The organism is Bacteroides sp. (genome assembly GCF_052357945.1).
Taxonomy (GTDB): Bacteria; Bacteroidota; Bacteroidia; order Bacteroidales; family Bacteroidaceae; genus Bacteroides.
Map to the genome: position 1 here is coordinate 32,659 of NZ_DAWCXD010000027.1, position 13,847 is coordinate 46,505.

11 protein-coding genes are annotated in these 13,847 nt (G+C 43.3%); 6 read left to right on the top strand and 5 right to left on the bottom strand.

Translation table 11 applies throughout. From position 1 onward, the window contains the following. Nucleotides 1–37: 37 nt before the first annotated feature. Entirely contained in the window at nucleotides 38–829 is a 792-nt protein-coding gene (locus tag ACT8YW_RS07910) for a hypothetical protein (RefSeq protein ID WP_444104582.1), read from the bottom strand. A 607-nt stretch (nucleotides 830–1,436) separates the two neighbouring features. Here ACT8YW_RS07910 and ACT8YW_RS07915 point away from each other — a divergent pair. The 3 genes from ACT8YW_RS07915 to ACT8YW_RS07925 all read left to right on the top strand — a co-directional run bounded on the left by ACT8YW_RS07915 (nucleotide 1,437) and on the right by ACT8YW_RS07925 (nucleotide 3,088). Further along, nucleotides 1,437–2,039 (top strand): HU family DNA-binding protein, encoded by a 603-nt coding sequence (locus ACT8YW_RS07915; RefSeq protein WP_007751819.1) that lies wholly within the window; start codon nucleotides 1,437–1,439, stop codon nucleotides 2,037–2,039. Nucleotides 2,040–2,220: 181 nt separating this feature from the next. After that, complete coding sequence (locus ACT8YW_RS07920) at nucleotides 2,221–2,700, top strand: HU family DNA-binding protein (protein WP_004313515.1); 480 nt, start codon at nucleotides 2,221–2,223, stop codon at nucleotides 2,698–2,700. A gap of 142 nt (nucleotides 2,701–2,842) precedes the next feature. Further along, complete coding sequence (locus ACT8YW_RS07925) at nucleotides 2,843–3,088, top strand: DUF4248 domain-containing protein (protein ID WP_004299385.1); 246 nt, start codon at nucleotides 2,843–2,845, stop codon at nucleotides 3,086–3,088. Between the two features lie 23 nt (nucleotides 3,089–3,111). On the opposite strand, the gene ACT8YW_RS07930 is transcribed toward ACT8YW_RS07925, so the two are convergent. Genes ACT8YW_RS07930 through ACT8YW_RS07940 form a run of 3 tightly spaced genes read right to left on the bottom strand, consistent with a single transcriptional unit; the run spans nucleotide 3,112 to nucleotide 8,683 of the window. Beyond that, on the bottom strand, nucleotides 3,112–4,482 hold the full coding sequence (locus ACT8YW_RS07930) for a TolC family protein (RefSeq protein ID WP_444104583.1): 1,371 nt from the start codon (nucleotides 4,480–4,482) through the stop codon (nucleotides 3,112–3,114). Further along, nucleotides 4,479–7,616 carry an efflux RND transporter permease subunit gene (locus ACT8YW_RS07935; protein WP_444104584.1) on the bottom strand — a complete coding sequence of 1,046 codons (3,138 nt, stop codon included), beginning with the start codon at nucleotides 7,614–7,616 and terminating at the stop codon, nucleotides 4,479–4,481. The genes ACT8YW_RS07930 and ACT8YW_RS07935 overlap by 4 nt, the downstream gene beginning before the upstream one ends. Continuing rightward, on the bottom strand, nucleotides 7,613–8,683 hold the full coding sequence (locus ACT8YW_RS07940; RefSeq protein WP_444104585.1) for an efflux RND transporter periplasmic adaptor subunit: 1,071 nt from the start codon (nucleotides 8,681–8,683) through the stop codon (nucleotides 7,613–7,615). The genes ACT8YW_RS07935 and ACT8YW_RS07940 overlap by 4 nt, the downstream gene beginning before the upstream one ends. Before the next feature lie 179 nt (nucleotides 8,684–8,862). On the opposite strand from ACT8YW_RS07940, the gene ACT8YW_RS07945 reads away from it, so the two are divergent. After that, nucleotides 8,863–9,723 (top strand): helix-turn-helix domain-containing protein, encoded by an 861-nt coding sequence (locus tag ACT8YW_RS07945; RefSeq protein ID WP_444104586.1) that lies wholly within the window; start codon nucleotides 8,863–8,865, stop codon nucleotides 9,721–9,723. On the opposite strand, the gene ACT8YW_RS07950 is transcribed toward ACT8YW_RS07945, so the two are convergent. Further along, nucleotides 9,713–11,065, bottom strand: coding sequence for an MATE family efflux transporter (locus ACT8YW_RS07950; RefSeq protein WP_444104587.1), 1,353 nt, complete (start codon nucleotides 11,063–11,065; stop codon nucleotides 9,713–9,715). The genes ACT8YW_RS07945 and ACT8YW_RS07950 overlap by 11 nt on opposite strands. Nucleotides 11,066–11,170: 105 nt before the next feature. Here ACT8YW_RS07950 and lysS point away from each other — a divergent pair, with 105 nt between their 5' ends. Both lysS and ACT8YW_RS07960 read left to right on the top strand, forming a co-directional pair. Continuing rightward, a complete protein-coding gene (lysS, locus tag ACT8YW_RS07955) occupies nucleotides 11,171–12,898 on the top strand; it encodes a lysine--tRNA ligase (protein ID WP_444104588.1) in 1,728 nt (575 codons plus the stop codon). Between the two features lie 26 nt (nucleotides 12,899–12,924). Beyond that, the coding region (locus ACT8YW_RS07960; protein WP_444104589.1) for an NAD(P)H-dependent glycerol-3-phosphate dehydrogenase at nucleotides 12,925–13,847 on the top strand (923 nt) is incomplete at its 3' end.

A 13,847-nucleotide genomic window follows, 5' to 3' on the forward strand; every position in this document is an offset into this window, starting at 1 on the left:
TTATATCATCTCTCTTTCCATAATTATGTCCTACCCGTCATTTATTATCGAACTTACCATTAGAGCATCCGGCAAGAATCCGATCCAGACTTTCATCCACAACACCTATCATCTGAAGTTTGGATAATAAATGATAGTAGGAAGTTTTTCCTACTCCTTCTATTCTCAACAGACTTTTCCAACCTCTTCCCGATACGATTTCCAATAAGTCCTTTACCGTTCGAACATCTTGATTATACAAGATATTAGCCAACCGGGTATCAGCTACTTTACAAACAGGCAATTGAAGTATCCACTCCTCCTGCCCAACGTTTATATTCTTATTATTGTCTGCCAAAGATAAAAAACGAGCATTGATAGCACGCTTTCGATAAGTAGCCAATATATCTTTCTTCAATTTCAACCCTTTAAGTATAGAATTATACATTTGTAATGTCTTCCCATAGGTAATTCGATGCCGACCAGCCACTTTCGCTACTGATTCTCCTGTAGAAATAGAATAGAAAACATTGCGGGCAACAGGGTGAAGAATCAATACTGCCAGTTCACGAATGATTATTTCATATAGCGGTTTACAAGTCTTCTGTGTTCTCAATACATATAGTAAATCATCATATTTGGAAATAATAAAGTCCCGTTCCAGTTTCTTTTCTTCCACGATTTTAGAAAGGTAATCCGCTTCTAAACCAAGTTTTTTGTGAGCTTCCAGATAAGCGTCCAAACTCTCATCATCCAAAAACAACTGATCGTTGATTCGGGAACTTGTAATATATCCAAGATTTGCCCAATTTTTTAAAATAGCTTCTTGGATGTCGTGTCTTTCGGACATCTGTTTTGTTGTGAGCCAATTTGACATAAAAAAACGGAACTAGATTAATAATATCAACTAGTTCCGTACCTTTTATTATAAAAGAGTACGGAGCTGCCACAATCCCGCAAACAGGAGGTAGTAGCGGCTACCTTACTTACACGGGCAGACAGCCCGTACCCTATGAGAAGTCATAGAAGTACAGGCGTCTCCCGGCGTAAGTAAAAAAAATCCGCTACGATTTCCTGTTCACCGAGGAAACGCACAATCGCATACCACAAAGGTATGCTACGTTCCAATGACAAAGGTACAAATACTTTTCGGAAAATAACAAGAGAGAGTTATAAATGTTTAGGAAAGAAAATAAATGATGATTGTATAATTAAAGCGTATGTATATAAATAGACAGGCTTCAATTAGTTATCTTATTCATATAAGAAACCACTCTACAATTAAAGCACCTCTCTCTCGCATAAACTAGCTACTTTTGTAGCACACATCAATTCGTTCCACAAATATGGAACGAAACAATAACAGATGTGGAACTAAAGGGAAACAACTGTGGAACTAAAAGTCAACAGTTGTAGAACGAATTAACAGTAACTATAAAACCACTAAACATTAGTATATGAGTGCAATATATGACTTATTTGAGACTCCTAGTCCAAACAAAGAAGAGAAACAACCGCTACATGCCCGTATTGTCTCCAAAGGAACCGTAGATAAAGAAGAGTTTCTGGATCGTGTCCACAAATTTACCGGTATCAGCAGAAGTTTATTGGCAGGAGCCATGGAAGCCTTTGCCAATGAAGCACGGGATTTACTAGCCGACGGCTGGAATGTAGAAATGGGAAACTTCGGATTCTTCTCTACATCGTTGCAATGTCCGCCGGTTAAAGATAAAAAAGAAATTCGGGCAGCGTCTGTCCAAATGAAAAATATTAATTTCCGCGCAAGTCGTCCATTCAAAAAAGAAGTAGGCGACAAAATGAGGCTGCAACGAGGAGAATCTATCACACGCCCTAAGAAAAATAGTATCTCCCGTGAGACGTGTCGCGAGCGCCTCAACACATATTTGGAAAATCACCTATTCATCAGCCGGACAGATTATAGCCATCTGACAGGACGAAATAAAAAAGTAGCTATTGAAGAATTAAATTCCTTTATCACTGACGGAATAATCCAAAAGGAAGGGGTTGGAAAGTTGACTGTATATATAAAGGTATATTAAAGTAGAAGATATAAGAATCTATAAATCAGAGGCATACAAACAAAATAAATAAAAGTGAATCAAAGTACGTACATCTAGGACCGTTAAAGCACCTCCCCGGAAAGTGCCCATAGTATCTTTGCATCGTGATCACAAAGAGAATTGATAAGTAAAGTAACTAATTAAAAAAAAACAAAAAACTATGGCACTTAGATACGTCATTAAAAAAAGAACATTCGGCTTTGATAAAACTAAAGCTGAAAAGTATGTAGCACAAAATGTAATCACCAATACGGTGGATTTCAGAGATTTGTGCGAGGAAATCACTAAAGTCGGAATGGTTCCCAGTGGAGCGGTAAAATTTGTACTCGATGCTTTGATCGATACATTAAATCTCAACCTTAGAAAAGGGATCTCTGTTCAATTAGGAGATTTCGGATGCTTCCGTCCTGGTATGAATTGCGAAAGTCAGGATACTGAAAAAGAGGTAGATAGCGATACAATACGCAGAGTGAAAATCATTTTCACTCCGGGCTACAAATTCAAAGAGATGCTAAGTAAAGTCAGTGTTCAAAAAGCGGTAGCTTCAGATGATGGTTCCATCAGCCCGGAACAACCGGACCCCAACCCGAATCCCAACCCGGATGACGGCAAAGGAGAAGCACCGGACCCGGCAGCATAAGATTAATCATCAGCCTTTAAAAGCAGGAAAACAGTACCCGCCTACGGGCGGATACTGTTTCCCAAAGTATTCCTGTAAAAGACTTGACAACGCCTTTTTTATTTTGTATCTTTACCACATCTTAAAACATTAAAATATCAACATGAAAGAATTGCCATCAGAAGAGGAAGAAATTCCGTTTCGCATTAAAACTTATAAGAAAAAGGAATTGGCTTGTATGTACAATCCGAACATTACACCCCGTTGCGCCATACGCATATTCACCAAATGGATTAAAATAAATAAAGAACTGCTCCGGTTATTGACTGCCACAGGTTATCATCCGCGTACACGAACGTTTACTCCCCGGCAGGTACAAATCATCACCAGTATTCTGGACATTCCATAAGGATGTCCAGAATACTGGTTTTATCATTGCAGTTGTCCCGCCGCTTTCAAATAAGCCATATAATTCACATACAATTGAAAATGAGCATCCACTTTCGTCCGATAAGCCTGTTGCCAGAGCACTTGCGCTTCCAGATAATCCGAAAGAGTTTCCAGTCCCACTTCATATTGTTTACCACTGACTTTCATATTCTCCTCTGCCTGTTCCAGCGAACGTTCGGAAAGCTCCGTTTCCAGCCGGGCCTCATCCAGATTATTGGCAGCTTGCATCAACTCCAACAACATCTTCTCATTGGCATTTTCCTGTTCAAGACGAACTTGTTCCAACTTCACTTTGGCAGACTTTACTTTATTGGTACGCTCGCCAAAATGAAACAGAGGGACAGAGACATTCAGGAATACGGAGAAAGCACCCTTTTTTATCAAAGTTTCATCATTGACTTCCAATCCGTGAAGATAATCATAACTACCTCTGACGCCGATACGCGGTAACAGTTCACTACGATTCAGCTTTACCTCCTGCTCGGCAATGGCTATTTGTTTGTTCAAGATTCCATATTCGGGACGGGCGGTAATATCAGAAACCTGCACTTTCCACTCCTGCTCCACTTCCGGAAAATCATCTGATATATCAATCTGTGCTGTCAAAGGGCGTCCGATGTAATGACAGAGATTCATACTTGCAAGACGAAGAGCGTTATCAGCCTTTCGCAAAGAAAGTTCACTCTCGTTGAGCTTCACCTGCACTTTCAGTACATCATTCTGCGGTTTCATGCCATGCCGGTGAGCACTCTTTACATTTTTGGAAAGTTCCGTCAGTAAGACGTGATATTTTTCCGCCGCTTTTCTCATTTCCTTGGCTTTCACTAACTGCACGTATGCTTTATCTGTATTCAGAATAACTTCCGAAGTAGTTAAGGCTTCGTTCAAGTGTGCCATTTCTTTTCCCAGTAGTGACATTTTATAGGCGGCACGGATTTTTCCTCCCATATAAAGAGGTTGCTCCACTTGTATACCGCCCGAGTAAACAGTTCCGACCTTATAGTCCAGATTCAATCCGGGAAAATAAGCGAAACCGCTCGATACCAGTTCTCCGGTAGCAGGATTGGGCAAGAAAACCGGAAGGTTTCCTCCCGGAACTCCGAGACTTCCATCCGCTGTGCTATAAATACCCGTTCCGTTGGCTGTAAAATTAGGGAAGAAATTGGCTTTATAACTAAGAGACATCAATCGGGCTGCTTCCGTCTGCTTATTAGCGACAGCCATATCCTTATTATATTTCAGTGCCATTTCACGGCATTGCGCCAGACTTAGTTTTTCTTGCGCGGCAAGAGAAACCGACAGGCCGAACAATACACCCGCTACACTAATGGCTACAAGAATTTCTTTTTTCATTTGTCTGTCTTTTTTATATGAAAGAATAATGCATACAAAATCGGGATAAAAAGCAACGTTATCAACGTGCCGAACAGCAACCCACCCATAATAGAAGCCGCCAACGAACCGAACATGGCATCCGGCAACAATGGAATCATTCCCAAAATCGTAGTCAGCGAAGCCATCATCACGGGACGGAGACGACTTTGCGAACTGTCTATCAATGCCGTCACAGGTTCTACTCCCTGATTAATTTGCAAAGTGATCTCATCCATCAAGACAATACCGTTCTTAATAATCATACCGATCAACCCCAATGTACCGACGATAGCCACAAAGTTGAATGTCTTCCCGGTAAGCAGCATTACAGCAACAACACCGACAAATACCAGCGGAATAGTACAGAAGATGATAACCGGTTTCCGGTAATCTTTGAACAGCATGATTAGAATGGATATCATCAGAATGATAGCAAACGGGAAATTCTTGAACAGATATTGCATAGACTTTGTGCTGGCGTTCCTCTCGCCTTGCCATTGAAGCCGATATCCGTCAGGCAGCGGAATCTGTTCAATCTGCGTGGCAATGGATTGCCGCGCCTTCTCCGTTTCTACCCCCGGAACAGGGGAACATTGCACCCGTTGGCTACGCTGCCCGTTATAACGGGGAACCACCGGATCTTCCCACTTCACATCGATCCGCTTACTGATTTGTTTCAACGGAGTTGTTCCCATCAACGTTTCCACCAGTTCTTCTTTTGATAGTGTTCCTGTCTTCAGCTTCATCATCATTTCCTGTGTCAGCAAACCGTTCAGAGAAGGAAGAGACGAGAATATCTGCGTATTGTCCAGGTTCTCAATCGGATTTCCGTGTTCGTCCAGGCAACGCAAGTAGATATTATCTTTGTGAATACCTTCATAGAAAGACCCGATAGGGATGCCGCTGGTAGCTGTCAATAAAGAAAGGCTTACATCGTTCCGGCTCAATCCGATAGCACGTGCCGTAGGCTGGTCATACTCAATAGTCAGCACCGGGATCTGTGGTTCCCAGTCCGTAGTAATCAGGTAAACATCCGGACAATTCTCCATAATCTTGCGGGCACTATCCGCCAACTGATGCAAAACAGCAGGGTCAGGACCGGTAAACTGCGCTTCAATAGGGTATTTTTTGAACATCAGGTTGTAGCGGTTCATCTTTACGTAAGCATCCGGATAATGTTGCGAAAGATATTGTTGAATTTCCGCCATGTTATCCACCAAATCATCCGGAGAGGTGAAGTCAATAATCAGTTCACCGTAAGATAAGGAGGGATTGGCTACGTTACGCACCAAGTTATAACGGGCAGGAGTACCACCAATAGAAGCAGTGACGTGTGTGACTTCCGGACGCTTTTTCAAGTAAGCTTCGATTTCCTCCAAGTCACGCGCCACGCGAGTGGAGTTAGTTCCTTCCGGCAATTTATATTCCATATAAAGCTGGTCGTAGACCATATCCGGGAAAAAGCCCTGCTTCATGAAACGGTAACTGAAAGCTGAAAGTAATACCAAAGCGATCATTGTAAACACAAAGCTCCAATGATGCGCCAGACTGAATGTCAACAATGAACGAAGCACGGCATAAATCTTTCCTTCATACACACGCTTTCCGGCAGCAGTTGTCGCAGAGATTTCCGGATGCAAAATCCGGTCGGCCATCAACGGAACGTGCACTAAAGCCAGCACCCAGCTAAGCAACAGGGAAACAGCGAGTACGATAAACAAATCGCGCGTATAGACGCCTGCCGTATCAGGCGACATAAAGATAGGAAGAAAAGCGATGATGGCAATCAGAGTAGCTCCCAGCAAAGGCATTGCTGTCTGCCGTCCGATAGCAGTCATTGCTTCCATCCGGCTCTTCCCGGCTTTCAAATCTACCAAAATACCGTCAATGATAACAATTGCGTTATCCACCAGCATCCCCATCGCAAGCACGAACGAGGCCAATGAAACACGCTGCATCGTACCATCCATAAAATAAAGGAACAGGAAGGAACCGAATACCGTCACTACCAGGCTGATACCGATAATCACCCCGCTCTTGAACCCCATAGCGGTCATCAGGATAACGACTACGATAATCACGGATTCTATCAGATTAAGAATAAACGTCCCCAACGAAGTGCCTACGCGTTCCGGCTGATAGAAAACCTTATGACACTCTACTCCTGCCGGAAGGCGTTCGGCCTTTAGTTGCTCCAGTTTCTTTTCCACTCGATGCCCCACTTTAATAATGTCGGCATCCGGAGAGGCAGCCACCATGATTCCTATCGCACGCTGGCGGTCATAAAACAATTCGTTGCGGGTAGGGTCTTCATAATCTTTCTCAATACGGGCAATGTCACTCAACCGCAACTGATCGGCATCATGTCCCTGAATCAGCATACGACTGATGTCCTCCACCGTCTTAAACTTATCACTGACTGTCACCCGGATACGATTATCGCCATTATCATAATAACCAGTATAAGTAGTTTGGTTCTGTCCGTTCAATGTGGCTAGCACTTCGGCGGGTTTCACACCCAAGTTGGCCATCCGGTCTTGCAGGAGAGAGATGTTAATACATTCGGGACGTTTACCGTATAAGTCAACGCGCTCCACCCCATCCAATTCACTGACTTCACGTTTCACCAGTTCTGAATAATCAGACAGTTCCCTGTCGGAAAGTCCATCACCCGTCAAAGCGAAAAACATTCCGTAAACATTTCCAAAATCATCTTTTACAATAGAAGGACTGGCACCTTCGGGAAGTTCTGCCTGTGCGTTCGCCACCTTACGACGCAACAAATCCCAGCATTGCTCTACGTCCGTCTCTTTGACAGTCGTTTTCAGTTCTACCTGAATCAGAGAGAGATCGTTGTAGGAATAACTTTCCACATTATCTATATTCCCCATGGAGCGGATATTTTTCTCCAGCACATCCGTCACTTCCAACTCTACCTGATGTGCAGACGCACCGGGATAGGTAGTGACTACCATAGCGAGCTTTACCGTTATTTCGGGATCCTCCAGTTTACTCATTTCATAACTGGAATAAGCTCCTCCTACAATCAGTACGGCAATCAGGAAGTAGATCAACTTCTTGTTCTCAAATGCCCATTTACTAATATCAATCATAGCAGTCCTCCCACATTGGTTTCAGTAGCCGGAAGAAGCGGCTCCACCTGTTCTCCCTCTTTTACATGATGTACCCCCGAAGCGACAACCAAGTCACCGGGATTCACTTCTCCTGAAGTAATCAGACATCTGCCGTCACTAAGCAGACGGGTTACTGTCACATCACAACGGCGAATAGCGTGACTGGAAGCATCATAAAGAAAGATACTCGTACGCCCGTTCTCACGAAGAATCGCTCCACCGGGAACCGACAGGTTACGCACATCTCCTTCACTACATTCGATAGTTACCATTGTATTCATGCCGGGCGATGGAACTGCCTGTTTATCTTCTTTTTTCAGTTGAAGCCGCATGGTGTACAACTGATTGGCATTTGCCTTAGGGGTGACACTAATCAGTTCCAAAGCATATCTTTGATGAGGATAAATATCGAATGTACAATAGTATCGGGTAAACTGCTGTCGACGAATATATTCCACTGCCGGAAGATTAATTTCTACCTCCGGGCTTCCCTCACTGATGATGGAAACGACGGACATACCGGCAGCTACCGTCTCATGGGAATCAAAAAGACGTTTCTGCACATATCCGCTAAAAGGAGCATACAAACGGGTGTATGCCAACTGGTCTTTAGCATGGTTATATTTGGCGGTAATCTGTCTCAATCCGTACACGGCCTTATCGTTAGCATCCGGTGTTGTCACATTTTCCTTATAAAGTGCCATCACCCGTTCCGCCTCCGCTTTCACACTTTGATATTCTGCTTCTGCCGCATCCAGCTGAATCTGATAGTCTGTCGGATCTAATTCTGCCAGTAATTGCCCTTTACGCACATAGGCACCGTCATTTACATGCATATACTGAATAGTACCACTCACCCGGAAAGACAGACTTATGTCCTGTGCCGCTTTCACCCGTCCCGGAAACTGCAAAGCTATTTGTCTGTCGGCAGAAAGTACGGTATCAATCTTCACTGCCGGATTACTGCCTGCGTTCTGTACACGCTTCCCACACGAAGTCAACAGAACTATTAAAAAGCCTATCAATAAGAAGTCCAATCGTCTCATATTTTCATTTGTTATTTAGTTGCTACAAAAGTATCCCAAGCAAACATGAGGAGAAAGGTTGATTTAGACGAAACATTGTTCTATTTGTACGCTACCTAAGATAAAAAGCCGAAATAGTTTGCTATTTGTATTTATTTGTTTGTTTCTTTGTAAAGAAATTCATTTCAACGAAAAAGAATATGGAACCACTGATGCCATTCAAGTATGTTATAATATCTCCGGAAGATACTTCCATGAAAGAAGGATGCATTATTTCCGAATTCAACCAATGCGGACTTTTCCTCTGCCAGAAAGGACAGGCGGAAATCCTGCTGGGAGGTAGACCATATCAGATTAACAAAAGGAATCTTTTTATATATACAGCTGCCAATCTTCTACAAATACGCCAAAGGAGCGCTGACCTCGAAGGAATCATGATAGAGGTCGACCTGGATTATGTCATACCAATAGTAAACAAAGTAGCTAACTCGGAAAATTTGCTTTATTTGCGGGAAAATCCCTGCCTGTCGCTCTCTGAAGAGCAATATACATTTGTAGAGAACTTACTCAAATCTGTAGAAAAACGAATTAACAGGGAGAGTGTCTGTAACAGTTCCCGTCAGAAACAACATTTAATTTCTGAATTAATCAAGTCCTGGGGACAGGTGATATGCTATGAGTTATTAAACATTTATTTCAGTAACGAACCCCAAACACCACTGCCACAGGATAAAAAGGATAAGATCTTCCAAAATTTCATGATTACCCTTTATCGATATTATCGTCAGGAACGTGATGTTACTTTTTATGCAGACAAGCAATGCTTGTCCGCCCGATATTTTTCTTCTGTCATCAAAGAGAAATCAGGGAGCAGTGCTTTGCAGTGGATTATACAGAATGTCATTACAGAAGCTAAATATCTGCTCGATAATACCGATTTAAGTATTAAGGAAATAGCAACCAAACTCAACTTCCCCACACAATCATTCTTCGGGAAATATTTCAAGCAGTATGTCGGTATATCTCCTAAAGAATATCGGAACAAACTTATCAAACAGTAACTTTCTTAAACTGCCGGAACTGCCACCACAACATTCCTCCGGATATAAGACTAGCCGCCAAATCTGCCACAGGCATACTGGCCCAAACGCCCATTTGTCCATAATAGTGAGGTAGAATCAATAAACAGGGAACGAGAAATAACATCTGCCGCGTCAGCGACAAGAAAATGGCTTTACTTGCCATTCCAATACTCTGGAAGAAGTTGGAAGCTACCATCTGAAAACCAACAATCGGGTAGAAAAATACCACAATACGAAAACCTTTAGAAGCAATGCTGATTAACTCTTCGTCCGAAGTAAAGATGGAAGATACGATTTCCGGAATAAACATACCGATCAGGAAACCAATCGTTGTCACTACAGTTGCACAACAAATGGTTACTTTCAGTACTTCCGTCACACGAGGATAGAGCTTCGCACCAAAATTATATCCCGCAATGGGCTGCATCCCTTGGTTTAGTCCCAATACAATCATAATAAAGACAAAAACAATACGATTAACAATACCGAATGCACCGATCGCCAAATCACCTCCATGCTCTTTTAATCCCTGATTAATCAGAATCACAATAAAGCAAGACGCCATATTCATCAGGAAGGGAGACATACCAATAGCCAATGAATCCAACACGATTTTCCGCTTCAAATGGAAGATGCCTTTTTTCAACCGTATCAGTTCATCTTTGCGGCAGAACAAATGAAGCTGCCAGACCAATGCAATCAACTGCGCACAAACCGTAGCCGTAGCCGCCCCACGGATTCCCCAGTCGAATACAAAAATAAACAATGGAGCAAGCAATACATTGATTATCACTGTCGTTATTGTTGCCATCATCGCTTTCTGCGGATGGCCCGAAGCACGGAGCACTGCATTCAGCCCCAGATATAAATGGGTAACCACATTTCCGAGCAAGATAACCTGCATAAATTCACGGGCATACTTCACCGTTTCATCGCTTCCTCCGAAAAAGTAAAGTATCGGATCGAGAAAAGGAAGAACGATTACCGTAAAAGAGATACCTATAATAAGGTTTAATACAAACACATTTCCCAAAACCCGCTGTGCGGTATCATAATCTTTCTGTCCCAGCTTCACCGAAATCAATGTAGCCGCACCGACACCGACCAACGAGCCGAAAGCCGCGGCAAGATTCATTAGCGGGAAAGTTAATGCCAACCCGGAAATAGCCATCGCACCTACCCCGTGACCGATAAAAATACTATCTACCATATTGTAAAGAGAAGACGCCGTCATGGCGATAATTGCCGGAATGGCATACTGCATTAAAAGCTTCCCAATCTTTTCCGTACCCAACGCAGTGGGTGTCTTTTGTCCTGTCATACCTATTAGTTTGAGGCAGCAAAGATACAAAAAAGAGGTGGATTACAGGATATATGAGAAAAGTTTCGTATTTTTGCCTCCAAAATTGAGTTAATACGTAACGAAATGAATATATTAGAACTAAGTGAACAGGAAATCATTCGACGCAACAGCCTGAATGAGCTTCGTGCGATGGGTATTGATCCATACCCTGCAGCAGAGTATGTAACCAATGCTTTCTCTACAGATATTAAAGCTGAATTTAAAGACGACGAGGAGCCACGCCAAGTTTCCGTAGCCGGCCGTATCATGAGCCGCCGCGTGATGGGTAAAGCATCTTTCGTTGAATTACAAGACTCTAAAGGTCGCATCCAGGTGTACATCACCCGCGATGATATCTGCCCAGGAGAAGACAAGGAACTGTACAACTCTGTATTCAAACGCCTGCTCGACTTAGGTGACTTTATCGGTATCGAAGGTTTCGTATTCCGCACACAAATGGGTGAAATCAGTATCCATGCTAAGAAACTGACTGTACTTGCAAAGTCTATCAAACCGTTGCCTATCGTTAAATACAAAGACGGGGTAGCTTACGATTCTTTTGAAGATCCCGAACTCCGTTATCGCCAACGCTATGTGGACTTGGTAGTTAACGACGGTATCAAAGAAACATTCCTGAAACGTGCCACTGTAGTGAAAACTTTGCGCAATGCTTTGGACGAAGCCGGTTACACGGAAGTGGAAACTCCCATCCTGCAATCTATTGCCGGTGGAGCAAGCGCACGCCCGTTCATCACTCACCACAACTCACTGGACATGGATCTTTACCTGCGTATCGCAACAGAACTTTATCTGAAGCGACTGATCGTAGGTGGTTTTGAAGGTGTATATGAAATAGGTAAGAATTTCCGTAACGAGGGTATGGACAAAACCCATAACCCGGAGTTCACTTGTATGGAACTCTACGTACAATATAAGGATTACAACTGGATGATGAATTTCACCGAAAAACTGCTGGAACGTATCTGTATCGCTGTAAACGGCTGTACGGAAAGCGTTGTCGACGGAAAAACGATCAGTTTCAAAGCTCCTTACCGCCGCCTGCCTATCCTGGACGCTATCAAAGAAAAGACAGGATACGACCTGAACGGCAAAAGCGAAGAAGAAATCCGCCAAGTTTGCAAGGAACTGAAAATGGAAGAAATCGACGAGACAATGGGTAAAGGCAAGCTGATTGATGAAATCTTCGGAGAATTCTGCGAAGGTACGTATATCCAGCCAACTTTCATCACCGATTATCCGGTTGAAATGTCTCCGCTGACCAAGATGCATCGTTCTAAACCGGGACTGACCGAACGTTTCGAGTTAATGGTGAACGGTAAAGAGCTGGCTAATGCTTACTCGGAATTGAATGACCCGCTGGATCAGGAAGAACGTTTCAAAGAGCAGATGCGTTTGGCCGACAAGGGAGACGATGAAGCGATGATTATCGATCAGGACTTCTTGCGCGCTTTACAATATGGTATGCCTCCTACATCGGGTATCGGTATCGGTATCGACCGCCTGGTAATGTTAATGACCGGACAGACCACTATTCAGGAAGTATTATTCTTCCCCCAAATGCGTCCGGAAAAAGTAGTGAAAAAAGACGCTGCCGCTAAATATATGGAATTGGGAGTCGCAGAAGACTGGGTTCCGGTGATCCAAAAAGCCGGTTACAACACTGTAGCTGACATGAAAGATGTCAATCCGCAGAAGTTGCACCAAGACATCTGTGGCATTAACAAGAAATATAAATTAGAACTGACCAATCCGTCGGTAAACGACGTAACTGAGTGGATACAGAAAATTTAATAAGTTCTTCATCCAAATCCATACAAATGAAATTACCCGGCAAGATAGCGATAATGGGCGGAGGAAGTTGGGCTACAGCCATCGCAAAGATGTGTCTGGCCCAGGAAGACTCTATCAATTGGTATATGCGGCGAGACGACCGCATTGCCGATTTTAAACGATTAGGGCACAATCCGGCTTATCTGACAGGAGTGAAATTCGATACAAGACGCATCACGTTCAGTTCCAACATCAACGATGTGGTGAAAGAATCGGATACACTGATCTTCGTCACTCCCTCTCCTTATCTGAAGGCGCATCTGAAAAAACTGAAAACCAAGATAAAAGATAAGTTTATCATCACCGCTATCAAAGGAATCGTACCCGATGACAACGTTATTGTATCGGAATACTTCACAAAAGAATATGGTGTACCACCAGAAAATATAGCAGTCCTTGCAGGTCCCTGCCACGCAGAAGAAGTGGCTTTGGAACGCCTCTCCTACCTGACTATCGCCTGCCCTGATAAAGACAAGGCACGTATCTTCGCACGCCGTCTGGGAAGCAGCTTCATCAAAACATCTGTCAGTGATGACGTGGCGGGTATCGAATACAGTTCAGTACTCAAAAACGTGTATGCCATTGCTGCCGGTATCTGTAGCGGACTGAAATATGGCGATAACTTCCAGGCTGTATTGATCTCTAACGCCATTCAGGAGATGAATCGTTTCCTGAACACGGTGCATCCGTTGAACAGAAACGTAGATGAATCTGTTTATCTGGGGGATTTATTGGTGACCGGCTACTCCAACTTTAGCCGTAACCGGACTTTCGGAACGATGATAGGTAAAGGGTATTCCGTGAAGAGTGCGCAAATTGAAATGGAAATGATTGCAGAGGGTTACTATGGTACGAAATGTATCAAAGAAATCAATAAGCATCATCATGTCAATATGCCGATACTGGACGC